The sequence below is a fragment of the Pseudomonas citronellolis genome (assembly GCF_001586155.1).
GTDB classification, from domain to species: Bacteria; Pseudomonadota; Gammaproteobacteria; order Pseudomonadales; family Pseudomonadaceae; genus Pseudomonas; species Pseudomonas citronellolis.
This window is the reverse complement of sequence record NZ_CP014158.1, coordinates 4,722,230-4,740,279: the sequence shown is the minus strand read 5'-3', so window position 1 is coordinate 4,740,279 and position 18,050 is coordinate 4,722,230. Positions and strand designations below refer to the sequence as shown.

General features: G+C 60.7%; 17 protein-coding genes. 13 read left to right on the top strand and 4 right to left on the bottom strand.

Annotation, left to right across the window (positions count from 1 at the left end):
* The first annotated feature begins 2 nt into the window (after positions 1 to 2).
* The 3 genes from PcP3B5_RS20610 to PcP3B5_RS20600 all read left to right on the top strand — a co-directional run bounded on the left by PcP3B5_RS20610 (position 3) and on the right by PcP3B5_RS20600 (position 3,377).
* The gene (locus PcP3B5_RS20610) at positions 3 to 887 is read left to right on the top strand and encodes a fumarylacetoacetate hydrolase family protein (protein WP_058490414.1); all 885 of its coding nucleotides are present in this window, start codon (positions 3 to 5) and stop codon (positions 885 to 887) included.
* Positions 884 to 2,506 (top strand): MFS transporter, encoded by a 1,623-nt coding sequence (locus PcP3B5_RS20605; RefSeq protein WP_058490412.1) that lies wholly within the window; start codon positions 884 to 886, stop codon positions 2,504 to 2,506. Before PcP3B5_RS20610 ends, PcP3B5_RS20605 begins: the two co-directional genes overlap by 4 nt.
* Positions 2,507 to 2,585: 79 nt before the next feature.
* On the top strand, positions 2,586 to 3,377 hold the full coding sequence (locus PcP3B5_RS20600; RefSeq protein ID WP_058490410.1) for an IclR family transcriptional regulator: 792 nt from the start codon (positions 2,586 to 2,588) through the stop codon (positions 3,375 to 3,377).
* Between the two features lie 20 nt (positions 3,378 to 3,397).
* Here the strand turns inward: PcP3B5_RS20600 and PcP3B5_RS20595 are convergent, their stop codons facing one another.
* Together PcP3B5_RS20595 and PcP3B5_RS20590 are read right to left on the bottom strand one after the other, a co-directional pair.
* The gene (locus PcP3B5_RS20595; RefSeq protein WP_370686639.1) at positions 3,398 to 4,591 is read right to left on the bottom strand and encodes a thiolase family protein; all 1,194 of its coding nucleotides are present in this window, start codon (positions 4,589 to 4,591) and stop codon (positions 3,398 to 3,400) included.
* On the bottom strand, positions 4,588 to 4,986 hold the full coding sequence (locus tag PcP3B5_RS20590) for a Zn-ribbon domain-containing OB-fold protein (protein WP_058490405.1): 399 nt from the start codon (positions 4,984 to 4,986) through the stop codon (positions 4,588 to 4,590). The genes PcP3B5_RS20595 and PcP3B5_RS20590 overlap by 4 nt, the downstream gene beginning before the upstream one ends.
* 137 nt (positions 4,987 to 5,123) lie before the next feature.
* On the opposite strand from PcP3B5_RS20590, the gene PcP3B5_RS20585 reads away from it, so the two are divergent.
* The 4 genes from PcP3B5_RS20585 (at position 5,124) to PcP3B5_RS20570 (ending at position 9,030) form a co-directional block, all read left to right on the top strand.
* Entirely contained in the window at positions 5,124 to 5,825 is a 702-nt protein-coding gene (locus PcP3B5_RS20585) for an SDR family NAD(P)-dependent oxidoreductase (RefSeq protein WP_058490403.1), read from the top strand.
* 43 nt (positions 5,826 to 5,868) lie between these two features.
* Positions 5,869 to 6,870: a fumarylacetoacetate hydrolase family protein gene (locus tag PcP3B5_RS20580; protein ID WP_061562287.1), complete on the top strand. Its 1,002-nt coding sequence runs from the start codon at positions 5,869 to 5,871 to the stop codon at positions 6,868 to 6,870.
* Between the two features lie 138 nt (positions 6,871 to 7,008).
* Positions 7,009 to 8,409 carry an aromatic ring-hydroxylating dioxygenase subunit alpha gene (locus tag PcP3B5_RS20575; RefSeq protein ID WP_058490397.1) on the top strand — a complete coding sequence of 467 codons (1,401 nt, stop codon included), beginning with the start codon at positions 7,009 to 7,011 and terminating at the stop codon, positions 8,407 to 8,409.
* A 45-nt stretch (positions 8,410 to 8,454) separates the two neighbouring features.
* Positions 8,455 to 9,030, top strand: coding sequence for an aromatic-ring-hydroxylating dioxygenase subunit beta (locus PcP3B5_RS20570; RefSeq protein WP_058490396.1), 576 nt, complete (start codon positions 8,455 to 8,457; stop codon positions 9,028 to 9,030).
* 254 nt (positions 9,031 to 9,284) lie between these two features.
* Here PcP3B5_RS20570 and PcP3B5_RS20565 read toward each other — a convergent pair whose 3' ends face one another.
* Complete coding sequence (locus PcP3B5_RS20565; RefSeq protein ID WP_058490395.1) at positions 9,285 to 10,025, bottom strand: DUF2889 domain-containing protein; 741 nt, start codon at positions 10,023 to 10,025, stop codon at positions 9,285 to 9,287.
* 106 nt (positions 10,026 to 10,131) lie between these two features.
* Here PcP3B5_RS20565 and PcP3B5_RS20560 point away from each other — a divergent pair, with 106 nt between their 5' ends.
* The gene (locus PcP3B5_RS20560) at positions 10,132 to 10,932 is read left to right on the top strand and encodes an SDR family NAD(P)-dependent oxidoreductase (RefSeq protein WP_058490394.1); all 801 of its coding nucleotides are present in this window, start codon (positions 10,132 to 10,134) and stop codon (positions 10,930 to 10,932) included.
* Between the two features lie 153 nt (positions 10,933 to 11,085).
* Here PcP3B5_RS20560 and PcP3B5_RS20555 read toward each other — a convergent pair whose 3' ends face one another.
* Complete coding sequence (locus PcP3B5_RS20555) at positions 11,086 to 12,717, bottom strand: ATP-dependent acyl-CoA ligase (RefSeq protein WP_058490392.1); 1,632 nt, start codon at positions 12,715 to 12,717, stop codon at positions 11,086 to 11,088.
* A 178-nt stretch (positions 12,718 to 12,895) separates the two neighbouring features.
* Between PcP3B5_RS20555 and PcP3B5_RS20550 the strand changes: the two genes are divergently transcribed.
* The 5 genes from PcP3B5_RS20550 to PcP3B5_RS20530 all read left to right on the top strand — a co-directional run bounded on the left by PcP3B5_RS20550 (position 12,896) and on the right by PcP3B5_RS20530 (position 18,021).
* Complete coding sequence (locus tag PcP3B5_RS20550; RefSeq protein WP_058490387.1) at positions 12,896 to 13,627, top strand: TetR/AcrR family transcriptional regulator; 732 nt, start codon at positions 12,896 to 12,898, stop codon at positions 13,625 to 13,627.
* A 371-nt stretch (positions 13,628 to 13,998) separates the two neighbouring features.
* The gene (locus PcP3B5_RS20545) at positions 13,999 to 15,075 is read left to right on the top strand and encodes an amidohydrolase family protein (RefSeq protein ID WP_058490386.1); all 1,077 of its coding nucleotides are present in this window, start codon (positions 13,999 to 14,001) and stop codon (positions 15,073 to 15,075) included.
* Complete coding sequence (locus tag PcP3B5_RS20540) at positions 15,075 to 15,929, top strand: fumarylacetoacetate hydrolase family protein (RefSeq protein ID WP_058490385.1); 855 nt, start codon at positions 15,075 to 15,077, stop codon at positions 15,927 to 15,929. The genes PcP3B5_RS20545 and PcP3B5_RS20540 overlap by 1 nt, the downstream gene beginning before the upstream one ends.
* 14 nt (positions 15,930 to 15,943) lie before the next feature.
* Positions 15,944 to 16,849, top strand: a complete 906-nt coding sequence (locus tag PcP3B5_RS20535) for a 3-hydroxyacyl-CoA dehydrogenase (protein WP_058490384.1) — start codon at positions 15,944 to 15,946, stop codon at positions 16,847 to 16,849.
* Positions 16,846 to 18,021 (top strand): thiolase family protein, encoded by a 1,176-nt coding sequence (locus PcP3B5_RS20530; protein ID WP_058490383.1) that lies wholly within the window; start codon positions 16,846 to 16,848, stop codon positions 18,019 to 18,021. Before PcP3B5_RS20535 ends, PcP3B5_RS20530 begins: the two co-directional genes overlap by 4 nt.
* The last annotated feature ends 29 nt before the right edge of the window (positions 18,022 to 18,050 follow it).

Below are 18,050 nucleotides of genomic sequence, written 5' to 3'. Positions count from 1 at the left end.
GCATGCGCCTGGCGAGGGTTGAGGTAGCCGGTGAGGTATTCTGGGCATTGCTCGATTCGGATCTGCAGCGCCTTCGCCGCATTCGCGAGCCATTCGCTGCCTGGGCGCAGGTGATCGGGCAGGGGGGGATGATCAACCTGGGACTCGATGATGACTGCCTTGCGCTGTCGGCGTGCCGCTTGCTGCCGCCCTTGGAGCCGGGGGCGCGTGTTTTTGGCGTGGGCTTGAACTATCGCAGCCATCTTGAGCGTCTTGGCAGTTCGCCTCCGGCTCATCCGCTGGCCTACTTGAAGCCGGATTCCGCGCTGGTTGGCGCGTACGACGAAATAGCCTATCCGGCCCTGACCGGACAGCTCGACTATGAGGTCGAGTTGGTCGCTGTGGTTGCCCGGCCGCTAGGCGAGGAAGCGCTGGCCAGTGCTTGTCTACTCGGCTACACGGTCGGCAATGACGTCAGTGCGCGGGACGCGGGGAGGCGTATCGGTCGCCTCGACCTGCTAACTCAGAAAGCCATGGATCGCACTACACCGATCGGTCCCTGGATCGTCACTCTCGACGAATTGGGCGGCACCGGACAGCCTGAGTTGGAGATGGGCCTAGAGGTCAACGGTGAACCGCGTCAGCGGGACAATACTCGGCAGATGATCTTCCCGGTGGACGAATTGCTCGATTATCTTGATGCGCGTATTAGCTTGCGGCCGGGCGACCTGGTGTTCACCGGCTCGACTCACGGTGTGGGCATGGAGGATGGTCGCTTCCTTGCGCCGGGTGATTTGGTCGAGGCGCGCATCGACGGGATCGGCGAGCTGCGCAACCGTGTTGGTCCCCGGCGTATACTGTCTGCTGCGCGAAGTGCCGGGCGGCTGGGCAGGCCTGACGGCGAATGAGTATGGACAGGCAGGCCAACTCTGCTTTGGCAGTGGCGGAACACTCCTCGTTTTGGGCGCCGTTGCGTCATGGCCTGTTCGTCGGCCTTTGGCTGGCCTGTGCGGTCGTCAACCTGGCGATCTGGATGCAGACCGTGGGGGCAGCCTGGATCATGACCCAGCTATCAGCATCACCCCTGATGGTTTCCCTGGTACAGACGGCCATTACCCTGCCTGTCTTCCTGTTCGCTTTGCCGGGCGGGGTGCTCGCTGACCGCATGGATCCACGCCGTTTGTTGCTTCTCACCCAGGCGGTCATCTTGGTGGCGGCCGCAGCGCTCTGCCTGCTGGATTGGGGGGAACTGCTGGAGGCCTGGTCGCTGCTGCTGTTCACGTTCCTGCTGGGGGTCGGTAGCGCCTTGGGTATGGCGGCCTGGATGGTGACGGTGGTCGGAGTCATTCCACGTGAGCAGGTGCCGGCGGCGGTCTCTCTCAATGGTATTTCCGTTAATGCCACTCGGGCCCTGGGGCCGGCTCTGGCCGGCGCACTGATCGTCTGGTGGACCAGCGCCGCAGTATTCCTGGTCATCGCACTATGCATGGCTGCAGTGCTCGTATTCATCTTCCGTCTGCCGGCTCGCGTCCATGCCGACGGCTTGCCACCTGAAACCTTAGTCGGCGGCATGCGCAGCGGCCTGCGCTACATCCGCCACTCGACGGTTCTGTCTAGCGCGCTCAAGCGGGTATTCGTGTTCACCAGTTGCGCCAGCGCGTTATGGGCACTGATGCCGCTGGTAGCCAAGGAGGAGCTGCGCATGGACGCCGGTGGCTATGGGCTGCTGATGGCGTTTATGGGGGCTGGGGCGGTCCTCGCTGCGCTCGGTCTGACCAGCATCTATCGCCGTTTTGCCCTGCGGCGGTTGATCGACGCCGGGGCGCTCGCCTTTGCTGTGGCGACCCTGGCGGCGGCGCTGTCGCGCAGCCAGGTGGTGATCTGTGCCACGCTCCTGCTGGCCGGCATGGGCTGGATGGCGGTGAACGCGACCATTTCCACCGTGGTACAGACTTATGCTGCGAACTGGGTGCGAGCCCGTGTCGCCTCGGTTTACCTCCTGGTGCTGATGGGCTCAATGGCCCTTGGTGGCGCCCTGTGGGGGGCTCTCGCGCAATATCTGGGGTTGCAGCAAAGTCTGCTGCTATCGGCGTCGAGCATCTTCCTGGGCTTGTTCCTGACTCGTGGTGGGGCGATCGAGATGGGCCGCGAAGCTGACTTCGCCGATGCCCAGCAAACGGACAAGCCGATGCTGGTCACTGAGGGCGTCGCCCACGGCGACGGGCCGGTGTGCATCGAAGTCGGCTACCGGGTGGATGCTGCCGGGCGTGAGGCGTTTCTGCGTGTGGTCTATGCCGTCGGCCAGACGCGACGGCGTAATGGTGCGCGGAATTGGTGCCTGTACCGTGATCTGGAGGAGTCCAACCGCTACGTCGAGCGCTTCATCGTCGAGTCGTGGCTGGATTACCTGCGCCAGTGCGGACGCATGACCCAGGGGGACGAAGCGCAGGCAGTACCACTTTCGCCTTTTCGCGAGGGCCGATCGACCCGGCGCTATGTCAATCAAGCACCGGTAGAGGGCTTCTAGAAATCTCTATATTAAATTTGCTAGTCAATAGTGTTCTCGTTATAGAATTGATCGATAGAAAATAATAGAGAGCACGCCTATGGAAAGCCCAGAGCTCACGGAGGTTGGCAATAGTCGCAAGGGCTCCAGCGTCACGGTGAAACCGGTCGCCAACGCGATTCGCATACTCCGTCATTTGAGCCAGAGCGGGGCGCCGGAGCGTTCGGTGGACATCGCTCGGCGCCTGTCGATCAACCCCAGCACCTGCTTCAACATCCTGCGTACCTTGGCCATGGAGGATGTGATCGATTTCAACCCGATGTCCAAGCGCTATTCGGCCGGCCTGGGATTGGCCCGCCTAGTTGGGCAACTGGTTACCCAAGGGCAGCGTGTGCAATTGGTTAAGCCGCTGCTGCAGGAGTTCGCCGCGCGCATGCAGGTAACTATCACCCTTTGGCGGCGCATGGGGGAGGATCGCATCGTCATCGTTAGCTCGGCGGCCAGTCCTGCCGATGTGCGCATTGACATGGCTGAGGGGCAGCGCTTTCCGATGCTGATGGGGGCCAGCGGTCGGCTGTTCTCGACCCAGCTGGACCTGGACACGCCGGCATTCGAGGATATCTACCATCGGATACGCTGGGCGCGCCACTTGCCAATCGAGACCTATCGCGAGGAAGTTCACCTAGCCGCGGAACGGGGTTGGGCGGTGGACGATGGGTATTTCTCGGTTGGCATCCAGGCGGTCGCTGCGCCGGTGTATTCCCCTGAGGGCGCAATCGATTTCACTGTCTCCGCCGTGATGTTCCGCGGCCAGCGAGACGACGAGGGGGTTGGTGAACTGGCCGCCGAGCTCATCGAGTTCTGTACCTCACTGGCGGGTATTCTGTTCTGATCTCTTGGCTGGTGACCGCGTCAGTCGCAGGCCAGCAGCAGGCTGCCGCCCAATGGGCCGCCGCCGGCGGCCACCACAGAGAGGGAATGTGGTGCAGTCTGGCGTCCTTCCGCGCGTCCCCATAACTGCAGACAGGCTTCGTGGACATAGCCCAGGCCGTGGGTGCGTCCACCGGACAGTTGGCCACCGTTGGTATTGAGTGGCAGCCCGCCGTCCAGGGCGATCCTCGCACCGCCTTCAACAAAGGCGCCGCTTTGTCCCACCGGGCACAGACCCAGGGCTTCCAGCCAGATCATGGTGAGGATCGAAAAGCCGTCGTAGAGTTGAGCCGAGCCGACATCAGCTGGCGTGTAGTCGGTGCGCGCCCACATCATCCGGGCAACGTCGAAGGCTGCCATCTCAGTCAGCGAGATCTGATCCCAGGACCACGGTTGGTTCAGCGCGGCCCCGATGGCCTCTATACGAATAGGAGCATTGCGCGTGTCCCGCGCAGCATCGCGGCGCGATAGGACGATGGCGGTGGATGCATCGCAGTGCACATCACAGTCGTACATGCGCAGGGGGGTGGAAATCATCCGCGAGTGCAGGTAATCGTCCATCGTCATCGGCGTGCGGTAGATGGCCTTGGGATTACGTGCAGCATTGCGTCGGCAGGTCAATGCGATCTGCGCGAGTTGTTCGGGGCGGGTGCCGTATTCGTGGAAATGGCGCTGCGCATAAAGTGCCATCAGGTTGATGCCGGACATGACATTGAAGGGCGTCAGCCATTGCCAAGCGTAGCTACTATCGCGCCCTTGGGTCTTGTTGGTCAGCGCTCCTGCCTGCCTGTTGTGCAGGCGCGCCGTGGCCTCGGTGATGGTTCGGAATACCAGGACGTGGCGGCAAAGACCGGCGGCGATGGCCATTGCCCCGTTGATCACCCCGGCCAGAGGGCCAGGCCCCTCGTAGCCGGCGCCAAACCAGTTGACGTTCAACCCTAGGGCGCTTTTCAGGGCGCTGGGGCCGACTGGCGAGAAGGGATCGCCATTGTTGTTGTCGCCCGGCCAGCAGGCGACGCCATCGATGTCATGGCGCTCAAGGCCTGCATCGGCAATTGCTTCCAGGCAGGCATCGAGGGTCAGGTGCATAGCTGACTTGCTAGACGGCCGGGCCACCTCGGACTGGCCGATGCCGGTGATGGCGACCTCTTTTTCGTAGCGATGAGGGGGCATCATTGATCCTTCTCAAACAGAGGGAGCCAGACATCCTCGATGTGGAGGAAGCTGACCCGTACCAGCATGTCGATCCGCACTTGGAGCGGGTCCATCCCAATTACATTGCTGACGAAACGCAGGCCCTGCTGCTCGACCAGCTCGATAATGGCGACGACGTAGGGTACTTCCAGGTCGGCGACCCAAGGCTGGTAGTTGAGGGTGTAGCTCAGCACCTTGCCTCTTCCTGACACCGCGCGAGGTGCGACCTCCCGGCTCGCGCAGCGGGGGCAGATTGGCCCGGGCGGGTGGAAATAGTGTGCGCAGCCCTGACAATGGTGGATCAACAGCTGGTCGTGCTCGCCACCCTGCCAGAAGGCGCGGTTGTCGGCGTTGAGGGCGGGCAGTTTTCTGGTCATTCGCGGAACCTGCGAGCACTGGCTTGGATGTATGTGCTCTAATAATTGCACATATTTTCTAGAAGTGTCATATATTTATGCCGGGTTATACGCTAACCACATAGCTCGCTATCTAACAACAAGAGGATCCTTTTGCCATGTCCCGGCCTTTGCAAGACAAGACAATCATCGTCACCGGCGGGTTCGGTGCTCTCGGCGGGGCCGTTGGTCGCCTGCTGCTGGAGCGCGGTGCGCAGGTTGCTCTGCTCGATCGCGCCGAAATTCCAGCTAGTCTGGGCGATGTTTCTGGGGTTCTGCCCTTGGGCGGCGTCGACCTGACCTCTACCGAGTCGGCGCGGCTTGCCGTGGCCCGGGTGGTGGAGCGCTTCGGACACCTCGACGGCCTAATCAACGTCGCTGGTGGGTTCGCCTGGGAATCCTTCGAGGATGGCGCTCTGGATACGTGGGATCGCCTGTATCAGATCAACCTTCGTACGGCTCTGGTGAGCAGCCAGGCTGCGCTGCCCTATTTGCTTGCTGCCGAGTCCGGACGCATCGTGAACATTGGCGCTCTGGCGTCCCTGAAGGCGGGCCTGGGCATGGGCGCGTATGCCGCCTCCAAATCCGGGGTGGCACGCCTCACTGAAACACTGGCTGAAGAGCTCAAAGATCGTGGGGTCACCGTCAATGCGGTACTGCCAAGCATCATCGACACTCCAGCGAATCGCGCAGACATGCCGGACTCCGATGCCAGTCGCTGGGTAACGCCGGAGGCTTTGGCCAGAGTAATTGCATTCCTGCTCTCGGACGATGCCACACCCATTACGGGAGCCTGCCTGCCCGTGGCTGGTCGGGTATGACGCCCGTGGCCTTCTGCTGCTCTTCGACTGGAGTACAAAAGTCATGAGATTGGTAACCTTTACCGACGGCAACGGGTTTGCGCGTGCCGGGGCCTTGCTGGAGAACGACCAGATCGTCCTGGACCTACAGGCCGCCTGCCAGGCCCGATACGGAAGCGAGCGTCCCGAGTTGGTCAGCGTGCTGGCGCTGGTCGAGGCCGGGGAGGAGGGCTTGGCTCTTGCCCGTTCGATGGTGGAGCAGGTTCCTGCAATAGCCGTGCGTGCCCGGGCGGCGGTGAAGCTGCACGCACCGATTCAGCCACCGCCGCAGATGCGCGATTGCTCCTGTTTCGAGCTACACCTGCGGCAGAGCTTTGCCGCAGCACGCCGGGCCCGTGCACTGCGAACGCCAGACCCGGAGGCTACGCTCAAGGCGATGAATACGCGTGCCGACGAGCGCGTCATCGAAACCTTCAACCGCCAACCCATCTACTACAAATGCAACCGCTTCGCGGTCATCGGTATTGACGACGAATTCCAGTGGCCGAGCTTCAGCAAGGCGCTGGACTTCGAGCTGGAGTTCGGTTGCTACATCGGCAAGCGTGGTAAGGACATCAGTCGCGATGCGGCCCGCTCGCACATCGTCGGTTACACCATCTTCAACGACATGAGCGCCCGCGACGCCCAGGCTGCGGAGATGCCCGGCATGCTCGGCCCTGCCAAGAGCAAGGACTTCGACACGGCGAACATCATGGGGCCATGCCTGGTGACGGCTGATGAGTTGGGCGACCCCTACGATCTGGAGATGGTCGCGAAGGTGAACGGCGAGGAGTGGGGGCGTGGCAACACTCGTGAGATGCGCTGGTCCTTCGAGGACGTCATCGCCCATGTGTCGCGTTCGGAAACGCTCTATCCCGGGGAGTTCCTCGGCTCCGGCACGGTCGGCAACGGCTGTGGCCTGGAGCAGTTGCGCTATCTGAAGTCTGGCGATTTGGTCGAACTGGCGGTGGAGGGTATTGGTGTGCTGCGCACCCGGGTGGGGCGCGCGGAGCAAGGGGGGGGCTGATATGTCTCAAGCCGCAGTTCTGTTGGCACGTGATATCCCAGAGCGTTGCTTTGCGCTTTATGTGTACATTTTGGTTAAAAGTGTCTTATATTCTGCCGAGGCTTTCATTCGCCGTAGTGCCCTGATCAGGAGGCAATCATGCTAACAAGAACAAGCCCTGTATTGTCCGACGGAACCAAGGTTTCCGACCTTATCTTCCCCGATACCCGCGAAGTACAGATGCGCGTGCTGTCGGACCGCGAGATCTACGAGCTGGAGATGGAGAAGATCTTCGGCAAGATCTGGGTGTTCCTCGGCCATGAGTCCGAGATTCCCAACTCCGGCGACTTCGTTGTGCGCGACATGGGCTCCGACTCAGTGATCGTCGCCCGTGGAAAGGATGGCGAGGTTTATGTAAACCTCAACGTCTGCCCCCACCGCGGCATGCGCATCAGCACCGCCGACTGCGGCAATACGCAAATCCACAAGTGCATCTACCACGGCTGGGCGTTCCGTCCCAACGGTGACTTCATCGGCTCGCCGGTGGAGCGCGAATGTATGCATGGCAAGATGTTACCCAAGGAGGCGCTTGGCCTGAAGAAGGCTCGGGTCACGCTCTATGGCGGGTTGATCTTCGCCACCTGGAACGTCGATGGTCCCTCCTTCGATGAGTTCCTCGGCGATGCCAAGTGGTACTATGACATGCTGTTCTGCCGTTCTGACAAGGGCATGGAAGTGCTCGGTCCGCCGCAGCGTTTCATTGTCAATGCCAACTGGAAGACTGCTGGTGAGCAGTCCGCCGCCGATGGCTTCCATACCTTGACACTGCACCGCTGGCTGGGCGAGGTCGGTAACTATGCGAAGAAAGGCGACGGTGAAGGTGAAGGCGCCGACCTCAGTCCGGAGATGATCGGTGTGGAGGTCAGTTCGCCGCACGGCCATGCTCTTCGCTGCATTGACCTAGCCCGCAAAATCAAACGCCTTACCGGTCTCGACCCTGCGGAACTGTCGGTGCAGGAGAAGCTGAACGCCTTGCCGCCGGCCGGGATGACGCGTGAAATGGTTGAGCAGTTGGCGCGCAATCTCAGTGAGGAGCAGCTTGAGGTACTGACTAGCATGCCACCGCAGGTTGGTGGGATGTTCCCGAACATACTGTTCGGGTTCGTCTATATCCCGCAGCCGGATGGATCGGTGGTTGGCTCCATGACCATGCACGCATACGTGCCTCAGGGGCCCGACAAGCTCGAGTTCGTCAACTGGATCTTCGCCGAGAAGGACGCACCAGCAGAACTGCGCGAGAAGATGCTCAGGCAGACTATCCAGCTATTCGGTACCTCCGGGATGGTCGAGCAGGATGACTCCGATACCTGGCCGCACATGACCCTGGCTGCCAAGGGGGCGATGGGCCGCCAGATGACCCTCAAGTACCAAGCCTGCTATGAGACCGGCGCGCCTGCGGGCTGGCCAGGGCCGGGCATCGTCAACGAGGGCTTCACCAAGGACGACACCCAGTGGCATTGGTGGTTGTACTGGCATGAACTGATGACGGCGGAGAGCTGATCGTCGCGTCGTTCCAGGCAAAACCACACATTTCAGGAGTTACACATGGCCCAAGTACAAGAGCGCGGCGTCGATCAGATCCAGCCGGGGTCGCCCGTCGGTATCAAGCGCGTCCCGGTAGGTTCGGATATCTACAACCAGGTGGTGACCTTCCTCTATGAGGAGGCGACCCTGTTGGATCAGATCCGTCTGCAGGAATGGGGTGCACGCTTGGCTCCAGACCTCGTCTATACCGTACCGCTTCGCCACACCCGCCTGCAGTCGGAATTGTCCACCACCATCGTGCGTACCGTGCAGCATTACCATGACGACTACCGTTCGATCATGGGGCGAATTCTGCGGCTGTCCGGCAAGAGCGCGTGGGCGGAGGATCCGCCCTCGCGCACCCGGCGCCTGGTGACCAACGTCTTCGTCGAGGAGACCGAAAAGTCCAACGAGTTCGTGGTGACCAGTTACTTGCTGTTGACCCGCAATCGCTTCAAGGACCACCATGTCGACATCATAAGTGGTGAGCGCCGGGATGTGTTGCGTTTGACTGATGAGGGCTTCAAGCTGGCGTGCCGCGAGGTCATTCTTGATCAGGCCGTGTTGGGCACGCCGAACCTCGCCGTGTTCCTCTGACGACCCTACCATGGCGCTCCCTTCTTTGAAGGGAGGCCTAATTCCGTTGTGGGCCTCGGTGCCGGGGCGAGTTATACCGGTACAGGTTTTTTTCATGTTGGCCCTCTCTTGGTGGGCGTGCTGACGTTTTCGGAGCGCACGTTATCTGCCGAAGCCAGCGTCATGTTGTGTCGGAGTTTTGTTTCATCCGGTTTGGCTCACCCCCTTCCCCTAAGGGGAAGGGGGCTGGTGAGTTGGCATCAGTGGCTGGCTGGTTATTCTCCGGCCAGCCAGTCTTGGTCGCCCGAGCATAGATGTGCTGCCGTGTCGCTGAAATCCCAAGTTGAACCCTTGATCCGTAGGGCTTGCGCAGCCCGTGCCGGTTGCTGGCTATAGCAGAGACTGGTGCTGGATGCATGGACCTGGGAGTCCAGTGGATGCTGGCGGCCCAGTGAAATCTGGGTGCACCTGCGTAGCAATAGCGCAGCTTCCGCATCTTCTTCGGGAAGATGGCTAAGGGCCCAGCGAGCCATTCCTTCGCGCAGATTTACCCCGCAGTAGGGCGCTGGCCCTTCGATGATCGAGCCTCGTACCTCCCAGCTCAGCAGGAGCCTCCCATCACGAAGCAGTACCGGTGTCGTGCGTTCGTTGACGCGGTCCGGTACTTGGACATCGTAGCATCGGCGGAGCGTTCCGCGGGCCGCATTGGCGATGGCCAGGCCGGCAAGGTCTAGCAGGTGTGTGCATTGATGCTGGGCATCGGTCTGCCGGGTCACTGTATGGGCGATATGGCTGAGTGGCATGCCGATCAGTTGCTCCAACTGATCGGTTGCTTGTGGGCAGGCGGAGTAGGGGTAGCGCAAGGCCTCCCCGCCAATCTCCCGTACGATGCCGTCACTATGGTGTAGCCAGACGCGGAAGTGATGGAAATCGTCCTCAAGAGTAGCCCGTATCTCTCGCATGGCATCCTGTGGCGTAGAGACGATTTCCACTCGGCGGCGGAACATGCTGGTCATCGTTTTTTCCTTGCGCTGGTTTCCGCAGGTGCCTGATCTTGCGGATTGAAGTATATTTGAACAGTATACGCAAAAGTGTTCATCTAAAAACAAGAAGGAATTCGTTATGAAGCTATTGCAAGAGCAGATAGCGCTGGTAACTGGCGCTGGTGGCGGTATTGGTCGCGGCGTGGCGTTGAGCTTTGCCAAGGCCGGCGCCGCGGTAGTGATAGCCGAGCTGGACGAGGCCTCTGGCAAGGCTGTGGAGGGCGAGTTGCTGGCGCTTGGCGCGCGCGCGGTTTTCATCAGAACCGACGTGACCAGCAAGGTGGATATTGAGGCGGCTATCCAGGTGGCAGTGGAGCGTTTCGGAGGGCTGGATATTCTGGTCAACAATGCGTTCGCCCCCACGCCCAATGTGCTACTGGAGGAGAAGACCGACGAGATGCTGGCTCGGACCCTCGACTCCACCTTGTGGGCCGCTTGGTGGTCGATGAAGGCTGCACTGCCGCACATGCGCGTGCGCGGCGGCGGCAAGATCATCAACTTCTACTCCATCGACACCGAGGTCGGTGCTTGGCTGCATGGCGACTACAACGCAGCGAAGGCTGGTGTCGTCGGTTTGACCCGCAGTGCGGCCTCGGAGTGGGGGCGTTTCAACATCCGCGTGAACGCCATTGCGCCTACCGCCATGGGGGCAACCTTCCATAAGCTGGCGGCGGAGAGCCCGGGGTTTGCCGAGCGTTCCGCCGCTCTACGCCCGTTGGGGCGTTGCGGGGAGCCGGAGGAAGATATTGGGCCAGTAGTGGTATTTCTGGCTTCTGAGATGTCGCGCTTCGTCACCGGCGAGACTCTCCATGTCGATGGCGGGCTGCACCTCCCTGGCTACAATTCCCGACCGGCCACCGTACCTGTGCGCGAATACTGACGGGAGGCATCGAGCGCGGCTATTGCCACCGCGCTTTCTTCTGTAACACGGGGCGAGGTCGCAAGATCAGGGTGAGGTGCACACTAGTTCCATCGCGAGGAAGGATAGCGAGCCCCGGCCAGTCAGAAAGTGAGGCCGGGGCTTCATGGCGGGTCAGCGCTTGGCGATCTTGATATCAGTGTCTTCCAGGTCCCAGGTGTCGGCTGTCTTGCCTTCGTCGCGCAGCTCATACTTCAGCACGCGGCCCTGGGGGTTCTTCGGCAGGTTGGTGCGGAACTCGATGTAGCGGGGCAGGGCGTAATAAGGGACTGACTCGACAGCCCAGTGGAACAGCTCTTCCGGAGTCAGGCAGGCCCCTTCATGTAGCACTGCGGTCACCTTGACGTCGTCCTCGCCCTTGTCGGACGGCACGGCATGCACGGCAACCTCGGCCAGGGCCGGGTGCACAGCGAAGGCGGCTTCCATCTCGAAGCTGGAGATATTTTCGCCACGGCGGCGCAGGTAATCCTTCTTGCGATCGACGAAATAGAAGAAGCCTTCGTCGTCGAACTTGCCGACGTCGCCGGTGTGGAACCACATGTTGCGCATCAGCTTCAGGGTATCTGCGGGGCGATTCCAGTAGCCCTGGAACATGATGTCCGGACGTAATGGGCGGACGACGATTTCGCCGGGAGTGTTGGCGGGCAGTTCTTGGTCGTTGTCATCGACGATCCGCACGTCGAAGTCTGGGATGCGTTTGCCGGACGAGCCGGGCGCTGCGTATTCGCCGGCGGCCAGAGAAGTGACTACGCAAGCCTCGGTGAGGCCATAGCCATTTCCGCCGACCAGTTTGCTGCCGAAGCGTTCGCGCCAGATTTTCTTGGTTTCCTCGGTATAGGGGTTGCCGCGAGCAGTATGGATCTGACCATAGCAGCGTTTCATCGCCTCGTTGTCAGGGGCCTGAGCTAGCAGGCCACCCATTCCGCCGAGGATGGAGGCAATAGTAGCGCCGGAACGCTCGACTTCCTGCCAAAAGTTGGAGACCGAGAAGCGCGGTAGGATCGCTGCCCGTGCACCAACGAGGATGCTGGCGATGATGCTGACGCACAGGGCGTTCATGTGGAACAGCGGCAGGGGCGTGATGGTTACGTCGTTTTCGTTGGCCGGACCGGCTCGCAGCTGTAGGCGCGCCAGATTGCACATGAAGTTGTAACTGATCATGCAGCCCTTTGAGGGGCCGGTGGTGCCAGAGGTATAGATCAGACAAGCCAGGTCGGAAGCTTCCGGTTTGACGCTCAGAGGGGTGTCGTCGTTGCCACGGTGTTCGTCCAAGGCGGCGATAGGAATGCGGCAGTTCTTGGGAGCAATGAAGTCACCGCGACAGAGAATCCGGGTGACGTTAGTGAGCTGCTCGGCCAGCGGAGTGATGCGTGTCAGGTAGTCCGCTTCGCAGATGACCAGATGGGTTCCGGTGTCAGCGATCTGGTGACGGAGGAACTCGCCTTTGAGCGCGGTGTTGATCGGAACGCTAACTGCACGCAGCTTGTTGATCGCCAGCCAGCACACGACAGCGTCGATGTTGTTGTCCAGCATTGTCAGCACGGTCTCGCCTGGTAGCACGCCGAGGTTCGAGAGCGCATGGGCCATGCGGGTGGAAATCGAGTCGACTTCAGAATATGTGTATAACTTTCCGCTGAAATCCAATAGGACTCGGTCTGGATGCTTTGCTACCGCTCGTTCAAGCGCTGCGATAACAGTGTCTCGTTCCCCCATGGACCAGGTGTCCGGATGGCCAGTGCCGCTCATGTCTCGATCTCCTTAGGGCCTGCCCTGGTGCGGGCAAGCGATTTTATTTTGAAGAGAGAATGCCATTCTAGATTCAAATTTTACAGATGTCTTCAGTTAAAATTTGAACAGGTTTTGCTGATACTGCCCATATCTTGTGGTAGTGTTGCTCTTATTTAGCCGCTGAGAATCCTTGTCAATGACTTCGAAAGCCACCAGATCGAGCAAGGGCGCGAGTGACAAGCTCGCCAGAAAGAATGCCAGTCCTGCGGAGAAGCCTGCTACCGTCACGAAAAGGCCTGTTCAGAAAAATGGTGTTGCCTCGTCGGTGAATGGCAAGGTAAGGCCCAATAAGCGCTCCGAGGAGACCGTTACGAATATCCTGTCTGCCACCGAGGAGGTGGTGCTGCGCTCCGGCGCAGATCGGATATCGATCCTGGATGTTTGCCAGGTGGCTGGGGTGTCCCGGGGGACGTTCTATCGCTACTTCTCCTCCCAGGAGGACTTGCTGGATACCTTCTCCCGCCACAAACGGGACAGCTTCCATGAGTCGCTGGCCTTGGCGCTGGGGGATATTGCCGACCCCGACGCGCGTTTGAATGCGCTGATTACCTACCTCGATAATTACCTTGAGCAGAGCCGCGCCCGACGCTTGCTCGTGGTGGCGCCTGACTATGCCCTGGGTTTCTTCCGACGGATATTCCATGATTCCATCGTGCGCTTTCAGGATCTGCTGGGGATCGTGTTCGATGAGTGGGATGCCCGGCTAGGCATCAAGATCGACCGGGAGCTGGTCTGCGAAATGATCATTCGCTATGTCCTGAGCGAAGTGCTCGTGCCCGAGGGGGTTAGTCGTCGTCTCTTGCCGGTACGTGTACGGAAACTCGTCGTTGCCTTGACTGTCGGCTCCACCTCGCGCTCTCGCCGCTGATCGACCTTGCCGCCACCCTCTGCTAGGGGGTGGCTGGCTCCTTCCTCTCTCCCGTCCTCTCTGCTTTAGCCCCGCCCTCACTCAGTCGCACCCTTCCCATCCGATCTCGTCTCCCCCCTTTTTTTTCCTTACCCATTCCTCCTGGGGCTGTTCTGCTACCGCTCGTCTCGAGAGGTTGGAGTCGGGGTTGTGTCTTGTGATCTTAAAAATAAATTGAACAGTTTTTTGATTTATGATCAATTTAAAATTATGCTTCACCATGAAAGCGGGCCTGACGCGCATGTTGAGTGATGTGTACCCGGCTAGGCCGGGTACGCCACGAGCGTTGCGCTACATAAACACAAAAAATGCCACTCTGAGGTATCCAGACTATGCTCATCGATCTTCACGCCCACGCGCCCCATCCCGACTACTACGACCAGCATCCCTACTGGGGACCGGCCTTCGAGCTGCAACCCGATGGCGACATCAAGCTGCGAGTGGGAGACTGGATACTGACCCTGGGTGCTCCGGAGCGTAAGAAGGCGCTGCGCGAGGCGCATGCTCGTGGCGAAACGCTGAACGTGGCGGAATACATGGCGAAATGGCGTGACCCGAGCCATCGCCTCGCTGCGATGGATGCGGCGGGTCAGGCTGCCCAGGTGCTCTCGGTGCCGAGCCATTGCTACATGTACTGGACGGAAGCCGAGTTCGCCGTGCCCTTTGCTCGCCGGGTCAATGATGCGCTGGCGAGCTACTGCTCTGCAGCGCCCAATCGCTTGATGTTCTGGGCACACGCGCCACTGAATGTACCGCACGAGGCGGCCAAGGAAATCCGTCGTGCCTGCACCGTACTGGGCGCCAAGGGCCTGGTTGCCGGTGGTTCCAACTTTGGCGGGCTGGAATACGACTCACCCGAGCTGGATCCCGTGTGGGAGACACTGTGCGACCTCGACCTGCCGATTTTCGTGCATGGCTACAACCAGTCCGTAACCTGGGGTAAGGACGCCAATACCGATCGCTATGAGACGACCGCGATCGTGGGTATGAACTATGACGAAACCAAGTGCTTCTGGTACCTGATCAATGGCGGTGTGCTGGATCGCTTCCCGAACCTGAAGGTCTACATCACTCATGGTGGTGGCTTCGTGCCCTATCAGTTGGGGCGCATGGCGCAGACCAACCCCAATCTCGACGTCTATCACAACAAGAAGCCATTCCTGGATTATCTGTCCAACTTCTATTTCGACGTGGAGTTGCACGAGCTCCCCATGCGTCAGGCCATGCTGGACGTCATTGGTGCTGATCGAGTGGTGTACGGCTCCAACTTCGGCGGCAGTGATGCGGTGCGCCATGACCTGACGGAAGGGCTGCGCCTATCCGACGAGGATCTGCAGAAGATCCGCTGGAAAAACGCCTGTGATCTCCTGCACCTGGATCCGACCAAATTGGGCAAGGTGGGTGCCTGATGAAGCTGGCGCGCTGTTCCTATTTCCAAACGGGGCCCTTCTGGGCTGTCGTTGACCCTGAGCGCGACGAGGTCCATGCCATCGATGGGGAATTTTCCCAGTGGGCCCCCGCATTGGCCAGGGGGGCAGGTATCAGTGCCCTGCGCCTTTCTGGACCGTCGCTACCGCTGTCTAAGATGTGCCTCCTACCTCCGATCGAACCGGTCAACCGGGTGGTGGTGGCGGGTGCAAACTATGCCAAGCACCTGGCTGATGACTTCGGCCTCGCCAGCCCTCCACAGCCGGTGGCCTTCCTCAAAGCCTACGGTGCGCTGATCGGCGCGAAAGACCCGATTCGCTATCCACCCCTGACCGAGGAGCTAGACCACGAGGTCGAATTGGTGGCGGTGATCGGTAATTCCGAGATAGACCTGGATGACCCGCTGGCCAGCGTTCTGGGCTACACCGTTGGCAACGACGTCAGCGCACGGGACCTGCAGCGCAGTGGTCCGGCGGGTATCGGCATGGACCTGTTTGCGGCCAAGAGTCAGGACTGTACCACCGGGCTTGGGCCCTGGATCGTCACCAAGGACGAGTTTCCAGTCGGCTCACCTGAGCTGCGCCTAATCCTTAAGGTCAACGGCGAGATTCGACAAGACGGCTCGACCGCGGAGATGACCTGGGATGTCGGCCAGCTGATTCGTTTCGTCCAGCAGCGATCCAGCTTTGCCTGTGGTGACGTGCTGTTCACCGGTTCGCCGGCCGGTGTCGGCATGGGAACTGGCCGATTCCTCAATCCCGGGGATGTCGTCGAGGCAACCATCGAGGGCATAGGCACATTGTGCAACGTAGTGGGCAAGAAGTCCCGCGACTGAATCGAGAGCGAAGCATGAGCACTGATAAACAAGAAAAGATCGTGGTAGTGGGGGCTGGTCTGATGGGGACCGGTATTGCGCACGGGTTCGCCAGTTCCGGCTATCCCACCGTGCTGGTGGATACCAACCCTGAGTCGTTGTCCCGCGCCAGGGGCAATATCGGCAAGATCCTCGAGGATGGTGTATCGCTTGGCAAAGTCTCTGCTGAGTCGGCGCAGGCATCCTTGGCGCGCCTGTCCACCAGCGGCGACCTGGCCGAGGCCGCGCAGGGGGCCGATTGGCTGGTGGAAACGGTTTCCGAGCGACTGGATGTGAAGAGGGCGGTGGTTGCCCAGGCCGAGCCGCTGCTCGCCCCCGGCGCAATCATCGCCACCAATACCTCGGCGCTGAGTGTGACCGAGATCGCCGCCGCCCTAGCCAGCCCCGAGCGGGTCATCGGCATGCATTTCTTCAATCCGGTGCACAAGATGAAGCTGGTGGAGCTGGTTCGCGGTCTGGCGACCAGTGACGAGGCGCTGGTGCGTACTCGTGAGCTGTGCGGTGCAATGGGTAAGACCTCGATCGTTGTCAACGAGTCGCCTGGCCTGACCACCAGCCGGATGTCCGCATTGCTCGGCAACGAGGCGATGTACATGCTCCAGGAGGGTACGGCCAGTGCTGAGGATATCGACACGGCTCTGCGTCTGGGTTTCAACCACCCCATGGGGCCTTTGGAGCTGGGTGACCTGACCGGCTGGGATACCCGATTGTCTGTCTTGCGCTACCTGCATCAGACCTTGGGCGAGAAGTTCCGGCCGTGCCCTCTGATTATCAAGATGGTCGCCGCCGGGCGCTTCGGCCGCAAGACCGGGCATGGCGTCTATCGCTATGAAGAGGGCACGCGGGTGCCGGGCTCCGGCCTCAAGGCGAGTGCACTATGAAAGACATAGTGATCGTCGATGCAGTACGTACGCCGATTGGCCGTTTCCGCGGTGGTTTGGCCGGTGTGCGTGCCGATCACCTGGGAGCACTGGTGATTGGCAAGCTGCTGGAGCGCGTAGGCCTGTCGCCAGCGCAGGTTGATGACGTGATACTCGGCTGCGTCACCCAGATCGGCGAACAGTCGGCCAACATTGCCCGAACCGCGTTACTTGGTGCCGGCTGGCCGGTGGATATCCCTGGGCTGACCATCGACCGCAAGTGCGGGTCGGGAGAGGTGGCGGTGCATGTCGCCGCTGGCGCCATTGCCGCCGGGGGCGTTGACATCGTGGTTGCCGGCGGGGCGGAGAACATGAGCCGTGTACCGATGGGGAGCAACCGCGAGATCCACGGCGAAGCTTTTGGTTGGATGGCTGCCGAGCGTTATGAGCTGACCAGTCAGGGTGAGGCCGCCGAGCGTATTGCCGACAAGTGGTCGCTCAGCCGTGACGAACTGGACGACTACGCCTTCGTCAGCCATAGCCGGGCGGCCGCTGCGGCTGATTCCGGGTATTTCGCTAATGAAATCGTCGAAGTACCGGTCGAGGGTTTGCGCGAGCATGGGTTTAGCGAACCTGTAGCACCGCTGCGGGCGGACGAGACCATTCGTCGTGACACGTCCCGGGGTAAGTTGTCGACCTTGAAGACCAGTTTCCGCCCTGAGGGCGGCCGCATCACCGCCGGAAACTCTTCACAGATTTCCGATGGTGCGGCAGCACTGCTGTTGATGTCGGTGGAAACTGCTCAGCGTCTGGGATTGAAGCCTCGGGCTCGGATTCGTGCGTTCACCACGGTGGGGGCTGACCCGACGCTGATGCTTACTGGCCCGATCGCTGCCACCTACAAGGTGCTGCAGAAAGCTGGCCTGGGCATCAGTGATATCGATTTGTTCGAGGTCAACGAGGCCTTCGCTTCGGTACCGCTAGCCTGGATGCATGAAACCGGTGTCTCGCACGAGCGACTCAATGTCAACGGTGGTGCCATCGCCCTGGGCCACCCGCTTGGCGCTAGTGGCGCACGGCTGATGACCACGCTGCTGAACGAGTTGGAGCGGCGCGGTGCCCGTTATGGGCTGCAGGCGATTTGCTGTGCCGGAGGCATGGGGACCGCAACCATCATCGAGCGCCTTGGTTGAACAGATGGAGAGGGCTGCAGGCATAGCGC

Bases quoted from the DNA above. Each gene is read 5' to 3' on its own strand.
- PcP3B5_RS20610 (WP_058490414.1), top strand. From the start codon at position 3: ATGCGCCTGGCGAGGGTTGAGGTAGCCGGTGAGGTATTCTGGGCATTG.
- PcP3B5_RS20585 (WP_058490403.1), top strand. From the start codon at position 5,124: ATGTCCCGGCCTTTGCAAGACAAGACAATCATCGTCACCGGCGGGTTC.
- PcP3B5_RS20555 (WP_058490392.1), bottom strand. From the start codon at position 12,717: ATGAGCGGCACTGGCCATCCGGACACCTGGTCCATGGGGGAACGAGAC.
- PcP3B5_RS20580 (WP_061562287.1), top strand. From the start codon at position 5,869: ATGAGATTGGTAACCTTTACCGACGGCAACGGGTTTGCGCGTGCCGGG.
- PcP3B5_RS20575 (WP_058490397.1), top strand. From the start codon at position 7,009: ATGCTAACAAGAACAAGCCCTGTATTGTCCGACGGAACCAAGGTTTCC.
- PcP3B5_RS20600 (WP_058490410.1), top strand. From the start codon at position 2,586: ATGGAAAGCCCAGAGCTCACGGAGGTTGGCAATAGTCGCAAGGGCTCC.
- PcP3B5_RS20590 (WP_058490405.1), bottom strand. From the start codon at position 4,986: ATGACCAGAAAACTGCCCGCCCTCAACGCCGACAACCGCGCCTTCTGG.
- PcP3B5_RS20565 (WP_058490395.1), bottom strand. From the start codon at position 10,025: ATGACCAGCATGTTCCGCCGCCGAGTGGAAATCGTCTCTACGCCACAG.
- PcP3B5_RS20550 (WP_058490387.1), top strand. From the start codon at position 12,896: ATGACTTCGAAAGCCACCAGATCGAGCAAGGGCGCGAGTGACAAGCTC.
- PcP3B5_RS20595 (WP_370686639.1), bottom strand. From the start codon at position 4,591: ATGATGCCCCCTCATCGCTACGAAAAAGAGGTCGCCATCACCGGCATC.
- PcP3B5_RS20545 (WP_058490386.1), top strand. From the start codon at position 13,999: ATGCTCATCGATCTTCACGCCCACGCGCCCCATCCCGACTACTACGAC.
- PcP3B5_RS20535 (WP_058490384.1), top strand. From the start codon at position 15,944: ATGAGCACTGATAAACAAGAAAAGATCGTGGTAGTGGGGGCTGGTCTG.
- PcP3B5_RS20570 (WP_058490396.1), top strand. From the start codon at position 8,455: ATGGCCCAAGTACAAGAGCGCGGCGTCGATCAGATCCAGCCGGGGTCG.
- PcP3B5_RS20540 (WP_058490385.1), top strand. From the start codon at position 15,075: ATGAAGCTGGCGCGCTGTTCCTATTTCCAAACGGGGCCCTTCTGGGCT.
- PcP3B5_RS20530 (WP_058490383.1), top strand. From the start codon at position 16,846: ATGAAAGACATAGTGATCGTCGATGCAGTACGTACGCCGATTGGCCGT.
- PcP3B5_RS20560 (WP_058490394.1), top strand. From the start codon at position 10,132: ATGAAGCTATTGCAAGAGCAGATAGCGCTGGTAACTGGCGCTGGTGGC.
- PcP3B5_RS20605 (WP_058490412.1), top strand. From the start codon at position 884: ATGAGTATGGACAGGCAGGCCAACTCTGCTTTGGCAGTGGCGGAACAC.